The sequence below is a fragment of the Labrenzia sp. PHM005 genome, assembly GCF_006517275.1.
GTDB lineage: Bacteria > Pseudomonadota > Alphaproteobacteria > Rhizobiales > Stappiaceae > Roseibium.
The window spans coordinates 3872078-3890895 of sequence record NZ_CP041191.1; the positions used below are offsets into that span (position 1 = coordinate 3872078).

The window sequence follows — 18818 nt, forward strand, 5'->3', positions numbered from 1 at the left end:
TCTGTTTCCCAAACGGTCCCAGCTCAATCCTTGGGCCGCGGGTAAACTACATAATATTTATTCAGTAGCTTTGCCGCGTTGATGGCAAACGGACTGGATCCCATGGTCAAGCCATGGGATGACGAAAAAGCAGCTTTAGGCAGCTGGCAAACTGGCGACAGAATAAAGAGAAAAACCTGAATGCATATTCTTGCGAGCCAGACGCGGCGCATTGATGATGGGGGCGATGCGGTCGATCTCGGCCAGCAGCCCGCTGATATCCTGTTCCTATCCGCGGCCGACACCGAACTAGGCAGTTTTGCAGCGGCCCATGCTTGGCTCGGGCCGGACACGGCCAGCTTGCGGCTCGCCAATCTGATGGCACTGGCCCACCCCTATTCCGTCGACCTTTATGCCGAGCAAACCATGCGCGGCTCCAAGCTTGTGATCTTGCGTATTCTGGGTGGGGTGGAATACTGGCGTTACGGGCTGGAACGGTTTTCAGAAGAAGCGCGCGCCAGCCAGATCGATCTGATTGTTATCCCTGGCGATGACAAATGGGATGAGGCGCTCACAAGTCACTCCACGCGGGGTATGGACGAAGTCCACCAGGTTTGGCGCTATTGCGTCGAAGGCGGCGCAGAGAACTATGCCAATGCGCTGCGTTATGCTGCCAATCTGATCGGCAAGGCCGAAGAGCCCGCTCATCCCGTGCCGTTGCCTCGGGCCGGGATTTATCTTCCAGGTCACGCTGCGCCAGATCTGGAGGCCTTGAAGGCGACGTGGACAGATCCGTCCGCTCCCGTTGCAGCGATTACTTTTTATCGGGCGCTGGTTCAAGGCTCGCAAACCGCGCCCATTGATGCGCTTGTTAAGGCGTTGGCGGAAACTGGCATTAATGCGCTGCCGGTTTTTGTCTCAAGCCTCAAGGAAGCTGAATCCATTGCTGTTCTGGATACGCTGTTTGACGGTGCAAAACCCGATGTAGTGCTCAATGGCACCGCGTTTGCTGTTTCCAAGGCGGGCGCGGCCCATCAGCCAACACCGCTCGACAAATGGGGCAAGCCGGTTCTGCAGGTGGTGTTCTCCTCGTCCTCAAAGGAAGGCTGGGAAGAAAGCGACCAGGGACTGTCGATCCGCGATCTTGCCATGCATGTGGTGCTGCCGGAAATCGATGGCCGTCTGCTGACCCGGGCCGTTTCTTTCAAGGAAGAGGGCGTATTTGACGAGGCAACCCAATCGACACCGGTGAAATTCACGCCGGTTCCGGACCGGATGCGGTATGTTGCTGAGCTCGCCGCCAACTGGGCGCGACTTGGCCATGTTCCGGCTTCGAATAAGAAAACAGCGCTGATCCTCGCCAACTATCCCAACAAGGATGGGCGCCTAGCCAATGGCGTTGGCCTGGACACGCCGGCGTCTTGCGTGACGGTGCTGAAGGCCATGGCCAAGGCCGGATATGATGTCGGCGCTGCCCCGCAGTCCTCTGCTGAATTGATGGATGTCCTGACCTCCGGAGTGACCAACGCGCTGGAGGGGCGTGAGGCGCGCGGAGATTACCAAGCGTTGCCGCTGGATACCTACAAAACAGAATTTGCCAAATTGCCCGCCACCGTCCGTTCTGCCGTCCAGGACCGATGGGGAGCGCCGGAGCAAGATCCGCATATTGTGGACGGTGATTTCAGGCTTGCCTTACACCGGTTCGGTAATCAGTTGGTCGGCATCCAGCCCGCGCGTGGTTACAACATCGACCCCAAGGAAACCTATCACGATCCGGATCTGGTGCCGCCGCACCACTATTTTGCCTTTTACATTTGGCTGCGCCGGGAGTTCGGTGCCGATGCCGTGATCCATCTTGGCAAACACGGCAATCTGGAATGGCTGCCAGGTAAAGCGCTCGCGCTGTCGGAAGACTGTTTTCCGGAAGCTGTTCTCGGTCCAACGCCGAACATCTATCCCTTTATCGTCAACGATCCGGGCGAGGGCGCGCAGGCCAAACGGCGCACATCCGCGGTTATTGTCGATCACTTGACGCCGCCGCTGACGCGGGCTGAAAGCCATGGCGTTGCCGAAGAACTCGAGACGCTGCTGGATGAATACTACCTGGCAAGCGGTGTCGATCCGAGGCGCTTGAAGGCGCTGACGCGAGACATTCTGGATGCTGCGTCCCGGCATGGCCTCGACAAGGACATCGGTATATCGGACGACATGGACGAGGACACGCGCCTTGCCCGTCTCGATGCGCATTTGTGCGACCTGAAAGAACTGCAGATCCGCGATGGTCTGCATATTCTGGGAGAAAGCCCACAAGGTGAGTTGCTGGCGGATCTTCTGGCCGCTCTGGTGCGTGTGCCGCGAGGGGCTGAGGTGTACCAGAACAGCTTGCAGCGGGCGCTGGCAGAGGATTTGGCGCTCTCAGGTTTTGACCCGCTGAACTGCGATTTTTCTGCCTTCTGGACCGGTGCAAAACCACAGATCTTAGCAGAACAGTCCGATGCCCCTTGGCGGTCGAACGGCGATACGGTGGAGCGTCTGGAACTGCTCGCCCAAAAGATCATCGCGGGCGATGTGATCGCGTCCTCTGAATGGACGGCTGTCCAGGCGGTGGTGCAGGAAATCGAAACCCGCATCCGGCCATCGGTGACAGGATCGGGCAAAGCCGAGCTGGACGCTGTGCTGACCGCGCTCGACGGCGGGTTTGTTGCGCCCGGTCCGTCTGGTGCGCCGTCCCGCGGCCGTCCGGACGTTCTGCCGACCGGCAAGAATTTTTATTCTGTTGATGTGCGTGCTGTACCGACAGAGACCGCCTGGCGGCTCGGCCAGCAATCAGCTTCGCTGGTGGCCGAACGTTATTTTCAGGAAGAAGGCGAATGGCCTAAGTCGCTGGTTCTGACGTGCTGGGGTACGGCCAACATGCGCACCGGCGGGGACGACATTGCCCAAGCGCTGGCCTTGATTGGGGCCAAACCTGTCTGGGAAACAGCCTCGGGCCGGGTCACCGGTTTTGAAGTCCTAAAACTCTCCGAGCTTGGCCGGCCGCGCATAGATGTCACGCTGCGGGTCTCCGGCTTCTTCCGCGATGCTTTTCCGCACCAGATGGACCTCTTTGACAGTGCGGTCCGCGCCGTCGGGGCATTGGAGGAGCCTGCGGAGGCCAATCCTGTTGCTGCTCGTATGAAAGCGGAAGCGGCAAAATTGGCGGGCGAGGGCATCTCCATTGATGAAGCCCAACGCCGCGCAGGGTTCCGTGTCTTTGGGTCGAAACCGGGCGCCTACGGTGCAGGTCTTCAGGCTCTGATCGATGAGGGCATCTGGGAGGAACGCGGCGATTTTGCCGAGGCCTTCCTGACTTGGGGCGGATATGCTTATGGCGGCGGTGCCAGCGGCGATCAGGCCCGCGGCGAACTCGAAGGGCGGCTGGCGTCCGTCGATGCGGTTCTGCACAATCAGGACAACCGCGAGCACGATCTTCTCGACAGCGATGATTATTACCAGTTTGAAGGCGGATTGGCCGCGACCGTCGAACAGCTGAAGGGCGATGCTCCGAAAATTTATCACAACGATCATTCGCGCCCCGAGCGCCCAGTTGTTCGTTCCTTGTCGGAAGAAATCGGCCGGGTCGTGCGTGGCCGGGCGGCCAATCCCAAATGGATCAAGGGTGTGATGCGCCACGGCTACAAGGGTGCCTTTGAGATGGTCGCAACGCTCGACTATCTGTTCGCATTTTCGGCGACCACGCGCGCCGTTGGCGATCATCATTTTGATCAGCTTTATGAAGCTTATCTGGAGGATGAGAGCGTTCGCGATTTTCTTCAGGACGCGAATCCGGCAGGGTACCAGGAAATGCTGGCCCGTTTTCAGGAGGCGCTGGACCGCGGCCTGTGGACGCCACGGCGTAATTCGACCCATGCTGCGCTTCAAGACTTGAACAAGACACAATAATCCGGAGGGACACCGTGACTGCCGATAAAGACAAGCCCGAGCTGAGCGAAGAAGAACTCAATGCCCGGCACGCGGACAAAATGCGCAAGAAAAAAGCCGCGCGTGACAAGATCATGGCCACCAAAACCATCGAAAAGGGTCTGGTGATCGTCCACACCGGCAAGGGCAAGGGAAAGTCGACGGCCGGTTTCGGTATGGTGTTTCGCTCCCTCGGTCATGGCCACAAGGTCGGTGTTGTTCAGTTCGTCAAGGGCCGGATCGAGACTGGCGAGCGCATGGCGCTGGACCGGTTCGATGACTTGGTGACCATCAAACGCATGGGTGAAGGCTTTACCTGGGAAACTCAGGACCGGCAGCGCGACATTGAAGCTGCGCAACAGGCCTGGGATGCAGCCAAGGACATGATCCGTTCGGGCGATTACCGACTGATCTTGTGCGATGAACTCAACATCGTGCTGCGCTACGATTATCTCGATATCAACGAGGTCGTGGAATTCCTGAAAAACGAGAAACCGGAAGACGTCCATGTTGTCATCACCGGGCGCAACGCCAAGGACGAGCTGATCGAGATCGCTGACCTGGTCACCGATATGACCCAGGTGAAACATCCATTCCGGTCTGGCGTGAAGCCGCAAGAAGGCATCGAGTTCTAAGATGCCCTTTACGGTCATGCGCGCGAGCAGCGCTGATGCCCACGAGATTGCGCAGCTCTTGCGCCGGTCAATCGTGGAACTTTGTACATCCGATCACGGGAACGATCCGGATCGGATACAGCCATGGTTGTCACGAAAGACTGCTGAAAGCATTGAGACCTGGATCGATGGGCCGGGCGGAACCTTTGTGGCTCAAGATCACGACAAGAAGATTCTTGGATTTGGCATGGGCAGCCCGCAGGGGCATGTTCTATTGAACTATGTCCTTCCCGAAGCTCGGTTTACAGGTGTCAGCAAGGCGTTAATGCGGGCCGTGGAAGACTATTTCCGTGACCGTGGCCTCGATGAAGTTCACCTGAAAAGCACCAGTACGGCGGAAGGGTTTTACCGGGGGCTCGGTTACACGGAGACCGGTGAAAGCGACACTGACCTGGATATGACCTTCCGGGGGTTCAAAAAGGCGATCTGACAATGGGCAAGCTGTTCGATCATACTCTTAGAAATGCATCCCTGGACCACGCGGAAATTGTGCGCAAGTTCGAGCTTTACCGCACAATTGTTGAGTTTCTGGCAGCGCTTTTGTTTGTGATTGGCAGTATTTTTTTCTTTTATGACAGCCTTCTGTTTGCTGGAACCTGGCTCTTTCTGATTGGCTCAATCCTCTTCGGCGTGCGGCCGACCATCCGCCTAATGCTGGAACTCAAGCTGGCGAATCTGCCCGTTCCGAAAGAATTCCGACCCTATGGCGCGCCTCCCGTGGACGGCAGTTCTTCGCAATGATTGCGAAGTCTACACCTCGGACACCGGCCATAATGATCCAAGGGACCGGCTCCAATGTCGGCAAGAGCCTGATTGTGGCCGGGCTTTGCCGGTTGTTCGCCAATCGTGGCCTCAATGTGCGTCCGTTCAAACCGCAAAACATGTCCAACAATGCAGCCGTTACTGCCGATGGCGGCGAGATCGGCCGGGCGCAGGCCCTTCAGGCCATGGGTTGCCGTGTGCCGTTGAGTGTTCATATGAACCCTGTTCTGCTCAAACCGGAAACCGATACGGGCGCGCAAATCATCGTTCAGGGCAAACGTTTCGGTACGATGCGTGCGCGTGAATACGGAAAACAAAAAGGCGCGTTATTACCAAAGGTTCTGGAAAGTTTTTCAGAGCTGGAATCAAGCTCCGATCTGATCCTTGTCGAAGGTGCTGGCAGTCCGGCTGAAATCAATCTGAGGTCCGGAGACATCGCCAATATGGGCTTTGCCGAAGCCGCAAACCTGCCGGTGATCCTGTGTGCCGATATTGACCGCGGCGGGGTAATTGCGTCTGTGGTCGGGACACACGCCGTTTTGGAACCAGATGAACAAGACCGGATCAAAGGCTTTTTCATCAATCGGTTTCGGGGCGACCCAAGCCTCTTTGACGATGGCATGCACGAGATTGCCCAGCGCACCGGCTGGCAGGGTATTGGCGTCGTGCCGTGGTTTTCCGATGCCAGCAAACTGCCGGCAGAAGATGCGTTGGATCTCTCAAACGGTGAAGGCACTGGTGAGATCAAAATCGTTGTACCGGTGATCTCACGGATCGCGAATTTCGATGATCTCGACCCCTTGCGGATGGAACCGGATGTTACTCTTGAGTTGATCGGACCTGGGTCGCCGTTGCCAGGAGATGCAGATGTTGTGCTTCTGCCAGGGTCCAAGTCGACCATCGGCGATCTGGCCTTCTTCCGGGCGCAAGGCTGGGACATTGATCTGCAGGCTCATGTTCGCCGCGGCGGTCACGTTCTCGGGATCTGCGGCGGGTACCAGATGCTCGGCAAGACCATTTCCGACCCGGACGGGATTGAAGGTTCCGCTGGTACGGTCGAGGGGCTTGGCCTTTTGGATATCGAGACAGTTCTGACACCTGAAAAATCATTGGTTCAAGCGTCTGGCAAACATCTGGAAACGGGGGCTTCTGTTTCCGGCTATGAAATTCACATTGGCCGCACGTCAGGGGCTGATTGTGCCCGTCCGTATCTCCACATCCGTGATGCCAGTGGTGCACCCAAACTGGATGGGGCGCAATCAGCTGATGGCCGCATTGCCGGGACCTATCTGCACGGGCTATTCACCGACGACGCGTTCCGTAAGGCCTATCTGAAAGGTTTTGGGGCCGTTTCCGATCTTGCCTACGATCAGCGGATTGATGCGGTTTTGGACGATCTGGCCGAACATCTGGAACGTGTTTTGAATGTTGATGCGATCTTGCAGATTGCTAATTCTCGGACGTAGACCGGCTATGCGTTTGATGTGACTGGTCAGATACACGCAACTCGTGTAGGCGGGACAGATGGCAACACTCGCTTCCTCCACACGACTGTCGAAACCGGCCGCTGGTATCTTTTTTGTCCTGGCCGGCGTCACTGCTATTTCCATCAATGACATGCTGATCAAGCAACTGTCCGGCGGCTACCCTCTGCATCAGATGATATTTGCGCGCTCGGTAATCGGCCTGATCTTCATGGTGGTGTTTGTCCATTTTGAAGGCGGCTGGACGATTTTGAAAACACGGACACCGGTTTTGCATGTGGTGCGCTGTGTGATGGTTTTGATTGCCAATATGAGCTTCTTCACGGCGCTTGCCGTGGTGCCGCTTGCCGACGCGACGGCCTTGTTTTTTGTGGCGCCGCTGCTGATCACTTTGCTGTCCATACCGATCCTGGGTGAAAAAGTTGGTCCCTGGCGGCTTGGCGCGGTCGGCATTGGCTTTGCCGGTGTTGTTCTGATGATGCAGCCTTGGAATTCAGGCCTCAAAATTGAGGGTGGACGCCTGGTCCTGATCTTGCCGGTCATCGGGGCGGCCGCCTATGCCATGATGCAGGTCCTGACCCGTAAGCTTGGGGTCGCTAGTAAAGCTTCGGCACTTGCGGTCTATCTGCAATCCGGATTTTTGATCGTGTCCATCGGCTTTTTCCTGGTGGCCGGAGACGGCCGGTACGCGGAAGGTTTCGACAATGCCAGTATGCAGTTTTTGCTGCGCGCCTGGATCTGGCCGCCGGAAAACGATCTCTATTGGTTTCTGGCCCTTGGCCTGTGTTCCGGTGTCGTCGGCTACACCATGTCGCAAGCCTACCGGATTGCCGATGCCGCAACCATCGCCCCGTTTGAGTACATTGGATTGCCGATGGCTGTTTTCTGGGGCTGGTTGATGTTTGGAGAACTTCCAGGAACCGTGGTGTTTGCCGGGATCGGCCTCATTGTCGGCGGCGGCCTACTGGTGTTTCTGCGGGAGCATCAGAAACAAAGAAAGCTGGCATCGAGCAATGAGATTGGGAGGCGGTAGGCTTCTTGGCCTATTGCCGCTCCCAGACGACCAATTGATTGTTGGCGGGCATTTTGTGATCCGCGCTGAACGTCAAGCCTGCGTTTTGCGCCAGAGCATCGAGCGCTTCAAAGTCGCGAATTCCGCTGACCGGGTTCCAGTCTTTCAGCTGCACATCAAAGGCCGCATTGCTTTCCGTTGTAAAGTCGCCGCCGTATTTGAGCGGGCCGTAGACGCAGAGCACACCTTTTTTGGTGCTCAAGACTTCAGCCACCCGTCCAAAAAACTGCTCCACATGGCCAAATGACATGATGTGCAACGTGTTCGCTGTGAAGATCGCATCGAAAGCCTGGCTGGTATCAGGCGCAGGGAGCGGCCAAGGAGTTTCGGCGACATCCAGAGCAAGTGGTGCCGGCGTCCTTGGGTTTTCGCTTGCATTGAGGCGTTCGGTGATCCCTGGAATGTTCTCGGCAAGATCGCTGCATTGCCATGTGATGTGTGGCAGGGCTGTTGTTATATGAACCGCGTGCTGGCCTGTGCCGCTGCCGATTTCCAAAACCCGGTGCCGTTTCTCCAAGATGGGACGTAGCGTGTCACGAATGACATCCTTGTTGCGGTCGGCGGCTGCAGAAAAGGGGAGCATGAGGAGATCCGTCAAAAAGGTGAGAAAGCGAATGCTAAGATGAGAACCAAAAGGGCTTCAATCCCATAAGCACCCAAAAGCAGTCTGAGGCTCCGGGAAATGTCTTGCGCATTTGCCTGTCGGCGCCCGGTTGCATTCATGTAGGGATCATCGACCGTATATCCAGGATATTTGCGAGGGCCTGCGAGCGCCAAACCCAACGCTCCGGCCATTGCCGCTTCCGGCCGACCGGCATTTGGGGAGCGGTGCTTTTTGGCGTCGTTCAAAATCGCCTTGAAGCTTCTGAAGGTCGAGCCGCCAGCCATCGGGGCGGAAAGCGCCAGAAATACACCTGCCAAGCGGGACGCCGGCAAATTGATCACGTCGTCAAACCGGGCCGAGGCCCAGCCAAAGTCGGAGTATTTCTCATTCTTGTGGCCGATCATGCTGTCGGCTGTGTTGACCGCTTTATAGGTAATCAGACCTGGCAAACCGAGCAGCGCAAACCAAATGAGTGGCGCAACGATCCCATCGGAATAATTTTCAGCACACGATTCGATTGCTGCCCGGGATACACCTGCCTCATCCAGGCTTTTGGGATCGCGGCCGACAATCATGGCAACCGCCTTGCGGCCCCCTTCAAGGCCATTGTCCCGCAATCCATCGCGAACGGCTGCAACATGCTGATAAAGGCTTTTCTGGGCGAGAAAAACTGCTGCAATAAGAACAACAAGCAGGTCGCCAAAGGCAAGCGTTGCTGCCACTTGTTGAAGACCTAGGCCGAAAACAATGCCACCAGTGACCAGGACTATGAGTGTTAGAACTCCCATCGTGCGCCGGGTGGCGGCACTCCAAGCGGGCCTGTTCAAGCCGGTGTCGAAGCCGGAAATTACCTTTCCGATCCAGACGACCGGATGCGGCAGACGCCGCCACAGCCAATCCGGATCGCCGATTACAGCATCCAGAAGCAAGGCGGCGATCAGCAGCCAAAGTGTGTTGTCATAAAGCAGCATCAGGGCTGGTTAGAGCTCTTTTTGCGCCTCGGCAAGGGCTCCGGACAGGCGCTCAAGATTATCGGTGCTTCCGGGAAGACCGAAGCGGATCCAGGTCGGTGCATAATCAAAGATCCGGGTCCAGATGCGCTGCTGCGCCAATGCCTCATGAAGTTTGGCCGCGTTACGGGTGCCGGCCAGCGCATAGAGCGGCGTCCCGCCAAAGACGCTGAGCATGTTTTGCTGCAAAATTAGCCCCAAGTCTGCCATTTCGTCGACCAGTTGCCGGTTCATGGTTTTTTGCCATGCATGGTCCTTCAGCGCAGCAGAGCCAAGCTCCAGCGCTGGTCCACTTAGGCACCAGCTTTCCAAGAGCGCGGTCAGTTTTGTGGTGATTTCCGCGGGCCCTGCAAGAAAGCCTAGCCGGAGGCCGGCGAGACCAAAAAACTTGCCGAAGGACCGGAGGATCAGAATGTTTTCGTCGCCAATATGCGGCAGTAGGCTGGAACCCGGCATGACATCGGCGAAGGCTTCATCCACCAAAAGATAACCGCCGCGTTCTGTCACTGTGCGCGCGATTTCTAGGAGGCTTTTGACGTCGACCAGCTGGCCGTCCGGGTTGTTCGGGTTGACGAGCAGCACAATACGGGCATCTGCGGGCAGGGCATAGATGCTGGAAAGTTCCACCGGTTTGCGGCCGTCGCGAGTCCAAACATCGGAATGGCTTGAATAAGTCGGCGCTGCGAGCGCCACTGGGCCTTCGGGCAAAAGCCGAGGCAAGAGGGAGAGCAGCAGTTGCGTGCCTGGGCCGGCTGTAAGCCCGAGGTGATCCGGCACCAAATAGGCCTGACGTGCCGCGCCTATCAGCTGATCATAAGCTTTTTGAGCGGGCAGGGCCGACCAGGCGGTTTCAGAAAACTTCGGTGGGATAGGGTAGGGATGTGGATTGATGCCGGTCGATAGATCAAGCCATTCGGTCTCCGCTCCACCAAAGCGTTCGATCGCTTCACTCAAATCCCCGCCATGTTTCATAAAACGATAAGCCTTGTCCCGTGCCGCTTTAAGCGTGTGTGTTTCTGGTACAGATATCTAGCGGATTGAAAAGATAAAAGTACAGGCGGATCGCGACCTTAGCTGGACCAGAAGCGGCAGAAACATATGTATGGCTGGATATCCGGTGGTTCTGAACTGTAAGCGACGCCAGCAATTGCAGTGTCAGAATTCCCAAATAGAATTTTGCAGCAAATTGGTGGCTTAGTTTCCCTGTAGTTTGGAGGTCTGATGATCCGGTTGTTTGTCTCTTTGGTGTGTGGGTTTCTCGTTGCCGTGGCTGTTTATCAGCCGGCCAACGCGCAACGGATCGTGCGGCTTGGAATTGAGCACTATGACGATGGCTCTGAACGATACGAAGTCTCCTTGTTAAAGCTGGCGCTTGAGCATTCTGGAGAAAACGCAGTTTTAGAAGTCATTTCTCTGGGAGACACCACCCAAGACAGGGTGCTTCTGGAGTTTGAACAAGGGCGATCTGACTACAATGTCTTTTACAGCGGCGGCTCGCCTGACCGGGAACAGCGGTTTGAACAGATCGATATTCCGTTGAGCCGGGGATTGTTGGGACACAGGATTTTTGTAACCCGAAAGGACCAGCTCGACCGGCTCAAACACATCAAAACACTTGATGAATTTCGCGATTTTGCCGTCATAGGGTCCGGATATGGTTGGCCGGATACCGATATTTTCCGTGCTGCTGGATTCAAGGTTGTGACAGCAGAGTGGTTGAACATCTGGAAAATGCTGTCTCTCGGCCGGACGAACCTCTTCAATCTCGGCCTACATGAAGCGCATTCGGAGAAGGAGAATTTTACAGAAATTTATCCAAACCTTACCGTCGATAACAACGTTATGGTCAAATACCGGTTTGGTTTTTTCTTCTATGTCCGGAAGGGAAATCACGCGCTTGCAGACCTCATTCGGCGCGGGCTTGATAATGCTTACGCTTCTGGCGCATTCATGAAACTCTTTGAAAATCATCCACGTATACAGCGCGCGCTTCGCCATGTGGAGGATACCGATTTAACTGTCTTTGAAATTCCCAATCCCTTTTTGTCAGAGCGGCACAAGGCCATTCCTGATCGCTATTGGCATGAACTCAATTAGGATCGGTATTGACAGCCGTTGGGCGATCAAAGAAAATGGAACAAACGAAGAACAAAGATGCTGTGCGCGGGAATTTATGCAATGTCACACCCAAGACGAAGCCGGACGCCAATGGACTTTGACCGGCAAAAACTGCTGCAGAGCCTTGGAAGTGCCCGGGCGGCTCTCATTGAGGCGCACCGGGGGATGAAACCGAAGTCGGGTCTGGCACGGTCCGCCGATGCTGTGGTTTCAGAGATCGATGAATTTGCGCTCGTCCTGACGGGGTCCCGTGACTTCTTTCATTTGAAAGCTCATGGAACTCCTCAGGCGCGGGATGATACCGTTTGAACCGCCTCCACTCAGCTGGGTGAGGCCACGCCGTGTTGGGTTTCGCTGACCAGCTGATCGACCACTGCTTCAAGCTTTTCCGTGGCAATTAGGCTGTCCTCGGGTGTATCGCCGACAAGGGCGAGTTGGCGTTCCGCCGAGGTGCCGCGTTCAACAATTTTGCGGATATGGGCTATCTCAGCTTCACATCCAAAAAACTCTGCGTCTGGCCCGACCAGTTCGATGATTTCTTCAATCAGTTCTCTGAACGCAATGGATTTCTTGAGGCCAAAGTCGATCAGTTCTGAGGTGGATCCATGGCGTTGTGCTTGCCAGCGGTTTTCCGCCAGGAGGAACCCGGAATACTGGCGCCAGCGTTGATTGGCCCGGCGGAGCCGGTATAGCATCCGGCACAAACATCGGAATAAAGCCGCGATAGCGACTGTATCTTCAACGCAGGGACAGACATCGGTGATCCGCATTTCCAGAGTCGGAAACCGGTCTGACGGGCGTAAATCCCACCAGATTTTCGTGGCATCTTCGATGGCGCCGGCTTGAATAAGCGTGTCGATGGTGCGGCGGTAGCCTTCATGGCTATCAAACCGGGGCGGCAGGCCGGTTCGCGGCAATTCGTTGAACACGGACAACCGATAGGATCTTAAACCCGTGACGCGCCCACGCCAAAAGGGGGAAGAGGTGCTGAGAGCCAGAAGGTGCGGCAGGAAATAGGTGATCTGATTGCACAGATCGATCCGTAGTTCTGGATCTTCAATACCGATATGGACATGCATGCCACAAATTAGGAGCCGCTTTGCGACGACCTGCATGACACGGGCCAGGTCATTGTAGCGCTCTTTGTCTGTATGCGGTTGTTCCGTCCAATCCGCAAACGGATGCGTGGAGGCGGCGATTGGCGCCAGTCCGTGGCGGGCAGCTTCCGCGCCGATGGTTTTACGGAAATAGGAGAGTTCCGACCGCACTTCGTCCATGGTTGTACAAACCGGTGTGCCAACTTCGATTTGGCATTGCAGGAACTCCGGACTGACCCGGCCTTCAAGTGCGTTTTCGCAGGCGGCGAAAAGCTCAGGCGGCGGTGAACTGGCGATCTTCCGGCTAGTCAGGTCGACAAGAAGATATTCTTCTTCAACCCCGATGCTGAAACTGGGCTCTTTCATCCCTGCAGCTTGGATTGGCTGTCTAACGAAGGTCAAGCACGGAAAAATGCGGATAGTGCATGTGTGCCGCTTAGCTAATCTCCGCCATGAGGCCTAATTGATGTTTTGCTCGGTCTTGGCCTTGTTCATGATGCTGGCAAAAGTACCGTCTTCTTTCATCGACCGCAGGGCATCTGAAAATCTCACTGCTAGAGCTTGCCCTTCATTTGAACCTTGGAAGGCGTAAAAGACGTCCTGGCGGGACAACGGTGTATTCGGGTCGTATTGAACCTTGTCTTCCAAGCCTGTGTTTTTGAAGGCTTTCAGGCCGGAATGTTCCTCAACAACAAAAGCATCCATCCGGCCCGTGATGAGCTTGTGCGCATTTTGTTCGTCCGTGTTGGCGCGTTCAATATGGATAAACCTGTTTTCCATCAGCTCAGGAGCGTAGGCGTAGCCTCTTGTTATGCCGACATATTTTTCTTCTAGTTCAGGAACGATCCGGAGCAGTTCCTCGCCTTTTCGAGTGAAAACAAAATCTTCCTTTTCGTAAAAAATCTCCGTGGGTTTTGTGTATTTGACCCCGGTAGCAAAAAACACGTCAAGTGCCGGAAAAATCACATCAACGTCTTTGGTGGAGAAATAAAGGAGGGTCCGTTTTGGCGGCATCAAGATGATATCTGCCTCCAAATTGGCGCGTTTCAGAATTTCATTGGTTAGTTCGATGAAGATACCGTTTTCTTCATCAACAACCATCAACGGAATGACAAAGGTTCCGATGCGCAGTTTGCGGGGTTCGCTCGATTGGGCTCGGTCGCTGCCCGCCGCCAGGAGGAGGGCAAGAACAATGACGGCTGAAAGACCAAAGCGGTTTCTCAAACGCAATAACATCGGTTTGGCTCCGTTACCTTCTCTTGGACCGATCGCATACAGGTATACGAGCGGTCTTGTGGCGTTCTAGCGGGCCTGAGTAGCATTTAGTGTTGTTGTGCTATGGCCCTAGCTGCGGCCATAGGCAACCACAATGGCGTGTCATTCGCCGGTCCGTGTTGTCGCAAACACGCCTATTATCAGGCTTCCGTGGAGTTCATCATTCAATCCTTTAAGAATACTTATGAACATATGAAAATAGTGTCTTATATAAGGCAATTATTTGTATGCGAGCTGAAATAAACATAACAATCGAAAGTGGAGTACCTTGGTTGTTATGGTGAAATTTCAGCGTCGCATAGAACTGCTAGAACATAGCCTTTGAAGATCTTTCGAGCGGCAGATTGTCGCTTATGTGAAAGCTGAAGCGTTTAGGGCAATTCGTATCCGCAGGTTTGCCAAAGGTGCCGTGGGCTTACCGATCCTTGTGCGGACAGATCTCATTGAAGGGGATATGCGCAGGACTGCATTGGCAATGCTCGGCTTACTTAAAACAGGAGCAATTATGTCCCACATTTCCGACAGTGGACAAATGTGGGGCAAATAGATCCAAAAAGTCAGCAAAAACAATGTGGAGAGAAGAATGGAGGCCCCGACCGGAATCGAACCGGTGTACACGGATTTGCAATCCGCTGCGTCACCACTCCGCCACAGGGCCCCTCGGTGGTGTGCCGCGCCTTATCAAACACTTGAGGCGGTAGGTCAAGTCCAGAATGCGGGGGTTGGAACATTTCCACTGTGACATGCATCGTTGCCCGGTCAGCGGACGTGCTGAGACAAAAAGAACAGCAAAATCTGATGGGATCGGGCAACCAGGTTCATCTGGTGCTTGTCAGCGCAGCTTTGCCTCGGTATGGATCCTGCCAACGAGGCGCCGGTATGCCGGCAATTCATATGAGGGCCGATATGACGGACTTTAGCCAGTCCCGCCGCAAAATGGTGGACAACCAGCTGCGCACCAATGATGTAACAGATCACCGGATCTTGGATGCCTTGGAAGCGGTACCGCGCGAAAAGTTCGTTCCCGCATCCAAGCGTGCTGTTGCTTATATCGACGAAGATCTACCGGTCGGTTCGAGCGGCACAAACCGTTTTCTGATGAAACCGCATATCTTTGGCAAGCTGGTTCAGCTGGCTCAGATCGGATCTGATGATGTTGTTCTGATCGTCGGTGCGGGAACCGGATACAGCTCCGCAGTGGTTGCCAAACTCGCCGCGTCCGTGGTCGCATTGGAAGAAAATGAAGACCTTTCCAAGGTCGCAACTGATCTTCTCGTGGAGCTTGGAACGGAAAACGCCGTGGTTGTCGATGGACCTCTTGTGAAAGGTTATGCCTCTGAGGGCCCATACGACATTATCTTAATCGATGGCGCTGTGGATGACTTGCCGGAAGCTCTTCTGGAGCAATTGAAGTCAGATGGGCGTCTTGTGGCAATCGAAGGTCAAGGTGGCTCTGGCGTTGCCAAACTCTATCAGAAGTCGGGTGACGTGGTTAGCGGTCGTTTTGGGTTCAATGCATCGGCAGCTCTGCTGCCCGGATTTGCCCGCGAAGCCGAGTTTTCCTTTTAAATAAATCCTTCATTTGGGTATCGGATAAAGCCTAGGCCACTGGGCTAGGCTTTTCCTGCGCAGCGGCTTTCCAAAGTGCCCTAACGCGAGCTGAAAATGTCTGTTGCTATTTAGCCGCACTGAAAGAATTTCGGAAAAATTGATCCGATCTTGGTTGAAGATAGACACCGGTGAGTTTACTCAAACGTGAGTCAAAGTGAGTGGTCCGGAAGGAGTGTAGAGTGTCTGGTCGTTCAAAATTGAAAGCAATGACACTGTCGGTTGCGCTTCTTAGCGGTGTGGCCGCCGCGACAACGTCTGGCCTGTTCCTATCGCCGGCACAGGCCGAAACGATCCGTGATGCTCTGTCTTTGGCCTATGCCAACAACCCGACTTTGAATGCAGCGCGTGCGCAATTGCGCGGTGTTGATGAAAACGTCCCGCAAGCCCTGACCGGCTGGCGTCCGACAGCGTCTGCCGCGGCCGCGGTTGGATCGGTCCACTCGTCAGTAAATGGTCGGCAGGCGTACCGGAACAATGCATCTATTTCGCTGACACTTAGTCAGGCGCTTTTCCGTGGTTTCCGGACTGTGAACTCCACTCGCCAGGCAGAAGCTGTGGTACGGGCTCAGCGCGAAAGCTTGATGTCGAGCGAACAGGACACGCTTTTGAGCGCAGCTACGGCTTATGTGGATGTGATTCGAGACACCGCGCTCGTATCTCTGCAGCGCAGCGACCTGGCCTTCCTTCAAGAACAGGTTCGGGCAGCAAGGGACCGGTTTGATGTGGGTGAGGGCACCCGCACAGATGTCTCACAAGCCGAAGCCCGTGCAGCAGAAGCACAGGCTGGATTGAATACAGCGCTGGCCAATTTGAACACCAGCCGCGCGATTTACCGGCAGGTCGTTGGTGTCGAGCCGAAAAGCCTCTCCGCAGATACCTCGATTACACGCGCAGTGCCGAAGTCGCTTGATGTGGCCTTGAATGCCAGTGAAGAACAGCAGCCGCTGATTCGGCAGGCGCAACACTTAGTTGATGCTGCAATCTTCAATGTGAAAGCCATCGAAGGTGAATTGTTGCCAACGGTCACGTTGGACGGCAGCATTGGCCGGAGCTGGAATCCGTCCAGTACGGTTGATCAAACCAATAACGCCCAGATCTTCGGCAATGTCAGCATTCCGATTTATCAAGGCGGTGGGGTTTACTCCCGCGTTCGTCAGGCCAAGGAAGAATTGGGCCAGACGCGTCTGCAGCTTGATGTTGCCCGCGACCAAGTGCGCGCGAATGTGATTTCCGCTTGGGGTATTTTTCAGGCCGCCGAAGCATCCATCATCGCCGCTCGCGCCGCTGTGGAAGCCCAGAAATTGGCGTTGGAAGGTGTGATTGAAGAACAACGGGTCGGTCAGCGGACCACTTTGGATGTTCTTGATGCGCAACGTGATCTGGTGACTCAGCAATCGAATCTTGTCACTGCGCAGCGCAACCGGATTGTTGGCGGCTATCAGCTTGTAGCTTCAATTGGCCAACTGGATGCGGCTTCTCTCGGGCTCAATGTTTTGATCTATAATCCGAGTGAGCATTACAAAGCTGTACGCGGCAAGTGGTTCGGTTTGCGGACGCCAGACGGGCGTTAACCGCGAAAAACCCAAATTTAGACACTTCATATAGGTACTGATAGAATTCCGGCTTTAGGCCGGTTTTCTTGTTTGGGCACTTGGTCAATCGTGTCGAATCGGCGGATTCTCGTGAATGGTTTACAAAAAGTAGACTTAAAAGGGGAAAAGACGCTCACAGTTTGTGCTGCCGCTATGATCGGTTCCAGATGATCCGCATAATTTCCTTAACGAATCATCCGGGGACTTCTGGTTGGAGCGTAGAGTAGCCGACAAGTACGGGGGACGTCATGGCAGAGGCGAGCAAGGCTGAAGAGCCGTCGATGGAGGAAATCCTCGCATCGATCCGCCGGATCATATCCGATGAGGACGCCCAGAGCGCAGACTCCGGTGATACAGACAGTGATGAAACCCCTGTAGCAGCAGAGGCGGAGGATTCTATGGGTGACGCCTCGGAAATGTCACAAGACGATCTCGACAAGCTGTTCGACATGGACGGCGACGACGACGTTGCTGAAGACGACGGTGCGGACGACATGGCAGCGGCTATGATGGCTGATGCCGAAGAGGATGAAGGTGAACCCGCCGAAGACGACGAAGACGTCCTTGAACTGACTGAAGAACTCGCAGTCGAGCCAAGCGACGATCTTGAAATGGTCGAGGGGCTTGCCGAAGATCTTGCGCATCCTGATAGTGATGTTTCCTTTGCGCCAGATCCTGAGCCGGCTGCTGATTTTGAGGTGGAAATTGAGCCGGCGCCGGAGCCCGAAGCACTGTTTGAGCCGGAACCCGCGCCTGCGCCCGAGCCGCCAGTTATAAATGCAAAACCTATCCCGGACGAGCTGCCGAGAGTTGCACCGGAAGGACCGCTAACGTCGGCCGCGACCGGGAGCGCGGTTCATGCAGCGCTCGACAATTTCTCCGATATGCTGATCAGCACGCAGGCACAGACGATTGAAGAGATGGTGCGCGAAATGCTGCGCCCGATGCTCAAAGCCTGGCTGGACCAAAACCTACCGCCAATGGTGGAACAGATGGTCAAGAAGGAAATTCAGCGGGTCATCCGCAGACGAGACTAAGAGCCTATCGGTAGATGGTTTTTCAGGGGCGGCCAGAGATGGCAGCCCCTGAATTCGTTTTGGGCGATATCCGTACACAGTCCGTGCCACTCGCAATCCATGCAAGCGTTGCGAATCGAACCGTCTTTGAACCGCGCGCGCAGCTGGGAGATCGCATTGTTGCTAAGAGAAAAGGTCGCAGCGGTCAGATCTACATCCGGAAGAACCTCGTCAATGTCAGCAGCGGCCGCAACATCTCTTTGAGAAACACTGTCATTGTGGCAATGACAGTCTGCTTCACACAGCATTGGTTCGCAGATCTCGTCAGGCCCACCAACCAGTTCGATATTCTCCCCGGCATTTAGCCGTTTGATGATGGCCGTGTAGTTGGCGACGAAAGCAGGAGTGTATCCCTTGCCAGCGAATGTCAGCATGCAAAGCAGATGATGGGCACGAAGACGAACAGTCATAGCGGCTTTATGACAGGAAATTCGCTCACGACAAAGGACCTTAACCATACAAGTTTGGCCTGGTCATAACGGTTTCTGAGGTCCGCGGAATGAG

At 55.2% G+C, this 18818-nt stretch carries 17 protein-coding genes and 1 tRNA gene; 11 read left to right on the forward strand and 7 right to left on the reverse strand.

What is annotated here, in order from left to right; all coding sequences use genetic code 11:
• The first annotated feature begins 180 nt into the window (after nucleotides 1-180).
• The 6 genes from cobN to FJ695_RS17565 are packed head-to-tail and all read left to right on the forward strand — an operon-like array spanning nucleotide 181 to nucleotide 7892.
• Nucleotides 181-3921 (forward strand): cobaltochelatase subunit CobN, encoded by a 3741-nt coding sequence (gene cobN, locus FJ695_RS17540; RefSeq protein ID WP_141186648.1) that lies wholly within the window; start codon nucleotides 181-183, stop codon nucleotides 3919-3921.
• Nucleotides 3922-3935: 14 nt separating this feature from the next.
• On the forward strand, nucleotides 3936-4574 hold the full coding sequence (gene cobO, locus FJ695_RS17545; protein WP_141186649.1) for a cob(I)yrinic acid a,c-diamide adenosyltransferase: 639 nt from the start codon (nucleotides 3936-3938) through the stop codon (nucleotides 4572-4574).
• 1 nt (nucleotide 4575) lies between these two features.
• On the forward strand, nucleotides 4576-5043 hold the full coding sequence (locus FJ695_RS17550) for a GNAT family N-acetyltransferase (protein WP_141186650.1): 468 nt from the start codon (nucleotides 4576-4578) through the stop codon (nucleotides 5041-5043).
• Between the two features lie 2 nt (nucleotides 5044-5045).
• The gene (locus FJ695_RS17555; RefSeq protein WP_141186651.1) at nucleotides 5046-5354 is read left to right on the forward strand and encodes a YrhK family protein; all 309 of its coding nucleotides are present in this window, start codon (nucleotides 5046-5048) and stop codon (nucleotides 5352-5354) included.
• Between the two features lie 32 nt (nucleotides 5355-5386).
• Nucleotides 5387-6841, forward strand: a complete 1455-nt coding sequence (locus tag FJ695_RS17560) for a cobyric acid synthase (RefSeq protein WP_209010703.1) — start codon at nucleotides 5387-5389, stop codon at nucleotides 6839-6841.
• A gap of 58 nt (nucleotides 6842-6899) precedes the next feature.
• On the forward strand, nucleotides 6900-7892 hold the full coding sequence (locus FJ695_RS17565) for a DMT family transporter (RefSeq protein WP_141186653.1): 993 nt from the start codon (nucleotides 6900-6902) through the stop codon (nucleotides 7890-7892).
• A gap of 10 nt (nucleotides 7893-7902) precedes the next feature.
• Here FJ695_RS17565 and FJ695_RS17570 read toward each other — a convergent pair whose 3' ends face one another.
• The 3 genes from FJ695_RS17570 to cobD are packed head-to-tail and all read right to left on the reverse strand — an operon-like array spanning nucleotide 7903 to nucleotide 10499.
• On the reverse strand, nucleotides 7903-8514 hold the full coding sequence (locus tag FJ695_RS17570) for a DUF938 domain-containing protein (protein WP_141186654.1): 612 nt from the start codon (nucleotides 8512-8514) through the stop codon (nucleotides 7903-7905).
• 11 nt (nucleotides 8515-8525) lie between these two features.
• The gene (gene cbiB, locus FJ695_RS17575; RefSeq protein WP_141186655.1) at nucleotides 8526-9506 is read right to left on the reverse strand and encodes an adenosylcobinamide-phosphate synthase CbiB; all 981 of its coding nucleotides are present in this window, start codon (nucleotides 9504-9506) and stop codon (nucleotides 8526-8528) included.
• A gap of 9 nt (nucleotides 9507-9515) precedes the next feature.
• Entirely contained in the window at nucleotides 9516-10499 is a 984-nt protein-coding gene (cobD, locus tag FJ695_RS17580) for a threonine-phosphate decarboxylase CobD (RefSeq protein WP_209010704.1), read from the reverse strand.
• A 267-nt stretch (nucleotides 10500-10766) separates the two neighbouring features.
• Between cobD and FJ695_RS17585 the strand changes: the two genes are divergently transcribed.
• Nucleotides 10767-11642, forward strand: a complete 876-nt coding sequence (locus FJ695_RS17585) for a hypothetical protein (RefSeq protein ID WP_141186657.1) — start codon at nucleotides 10767-10769, stop codon at nucleotides 11640-11642.
• A gap of 81 nt (nucleotides 11643-11723) precedes the next feature.
• Nucleotides 11724-11972 carry a hypothetical protein gene (locus FJ695_RS17590; RefSeq protein WP_141186658.1) on the forward strand — a complete coding sequence of 83 codons (249 nt, stop codon included), beginning with the start codon at nucleotides 11724-11726 and terminating at the stop codon, nucleotides 11970-11972.
• 11 nt (nucleotides 11973-11983) lie between these two features.
• Here the strand turns inward: FJ695_RS17590 and FJ695_RS17595 are convergent, their stop codons facing one another.
• From FJ695_RS17595 to FJ695_RS17605, 3 genes are all read right to left on the reverse strand, one after another.
• Nucleotides 11984-13126, reverse strand: coding sequence for a carboxylate-amine ligase (locus tag FJ695_RS17595; RefSeq protein ID WP_141186659.1), 1143 nt, complete (start codon nucleotides 13124-13126; stop codon nucleotides 11984-11986).
• 93 nt (nucleotides 13127-13219) lie between these two features.
• Nucleotides 13220-13996 (reverse strand): ABC transporter substrate-binding protein, encoded by a 777-nt coding sequence (locus FJ695_RS17600; protein WP_141186660.1) that lies wholly within the window; start codon nucleotides 13994-13996, stop codon nucleotides 13220-13222.
• Nucleotides 13997-14619: 623 nt separating this feature from the next.
• Nucleotides 14620-14693: transfer RNA gene (locus tag FJ695_RS17605), tRNA-Cys, on the reverse strand.
• Between the two features lie 248 nt (nucleotides 14694-14941).
• Here FJ695_RS17605 and FJ695_RS17610 point away from each other — a divergent pair.
• The 3 genes from FJ695_RS17610 (at nucleotide 14942) to FJ695_RS17620 (ending at nucleotide 18275) form a co-directional block, all read left to right on the forward strand.
• Nucleotides 14942-15604 carry a protein-L-isoaspartate O-methyltransferase gene (locus FJ695_RS17610; protein ID WP_141186661.1) on the forward strand — a complete coding sequence of 221 codons (663 nt, stop codon included), beginning with the start codon at nucleotides 14942-14944 and terminating at the stop codon, nucleotides 15602-15604.
• Nucleotides 15605-15852: 248 nt separating this feature from the next.
• Nucleotides 15853-17217, forward strand: coding sequence for a TolC family outer membrane protein (locus FJ695_RS17615; RefSeq protein ID WP_141188788.1), 1365 nt, complete (start codon nucleotides 15853-15855; stop codon nucleotides 17215-17217).
• A 269-nt stretch (nucleotides 17218-17486) separates the two neighbouring features.
• Nucleotides 17487-18275, forward strand: coding sequence for a PopZ family protein (locus FJ695_RS17620; protein ID WP_141186662.1), 789 nt, complete (start codon nucleotides 17487-17489; stop codon nucleotides 18273-18275).
• Here FJ695_RS17620 and FJ695_RS17625 read toward each other — a convergent pair.
• The gene (locus FJ695_RS17625) at nucleotides 18272-18724 is read right to left on the reverse strand and encodes a DUF1284 domain-containing protein (protein ID WP_141186663.1); all 453 of its coding nucleotides are present in this window, start codon (nucleotides 18722-18724) and stop codon (nucleotides 18272-18274) included. The genes FJ695_RS17620 and FJ695_RS17625 overlap by 4 nt on opposite strands.
• Nucleotides 18725-18818 lie beyond the last annotated feature (94 nt).

Coding starts and splice junctions, on each gene's coding strand:
- cobN (WP_141186648.1), top strand. CDS start 181: ATGCATATTCTTGCGAGCCAGACGCGGCGCATTGATGATGGGGGCGAT.
- FJ695_RS17550 (WP_141186650.1), top strand. CDS start 4,576: ATGCCCTTTACGGTCATGCGCGCGAGCAGCGCTGATGCCCACGAGATT.
- FJ695_RS17555 (WP_141186651.1), top strand. CDS start 5,046: ATGGGCAAGCTGTTCGATCATACTCTTAGAAATGCATCCCTGGACCAC.
- FJ695_RS17560 (WP_209010703.1), top strand. CDS start 5,387: ATGATCCAAGGGACCGGCTCCAATGTCGGCAAGAGCCTGATTGTGGCC.
- FJ695_RS17565 (WP_141186653.1), top strand. CDS start 6,900: ATGGCAACACTCGCTTCCTCCACACGACTGTCGAAACCGGCCGCTGGT.
- FJ695_RS17570 (WP_141186654.1), bottom strand. CDS start 8,514: ATGCTCCCCTTTTCTGCAGCCGCCGACCGCAACAAGGATGTCATTCGT.
- cbiB (WP_141186655.1), bottom strand. CDS start 9,506: ATGCTGCTTTATGACAACACACTTTGGCTGCTGATCGCCGCCTTGCTT.
- FJ695_RS17585 (WP_141186657.1), top strand. CDS start 10,767: ATGATCCGGTTGTTTGTCTCTTTGGTGTGTGGGTTTCTCGTTGCCGTG.
- FJ695_RS17590 (WP_141186658.1), top strand. CDS start 11,724: ATGTCACACCCAAGACGAAGCCGGACGCCAATGGACTTTGACCGGCAA.
- FJ695_RS17595 (WP_141186659.1), bottom strand. CDS start 13,126: ATGAAAGAGCCCAGTTTCAGCATCGGGGTTGAAGAAGAATATCTTCTT.
- FJ695_RS17600 (WP_141186660.1), bottom strand. CDS start 13,996: ATGTTATTGCGTTTGAGAAACCGCTTTGGTCTTTCAGCCGTCATTGTT.
- FJ695_RS17610 (WP_141186661.1), top strand. CDS start 14,942: ATGACGGACTTTAGCCAGTCCCGCCGCAAAATGGTGGACAACCAGCTG.
- FJ695_RS17615 (WP_141188788.1), top strand. CDS start 15,853: ATGACACTGTCGGTTGCGCTTCTTAGCGGTGTGGCCGCCGCGACAACG.
- FJ695_RS17620 (WP_141186662.1), top strand. CDS start 17,487: ATGGCAGAGGCGAGCAAGGCTGAAGAGCCGTCGATGGAGGAAATCCTC.
- FJ695_RS17625 (WP_141186663.1), bottom strand. CDS start 18,724: ATGACTGTTCGTCTTCGTGCCCATCATCTGCTTTGCATGCTGACATTC.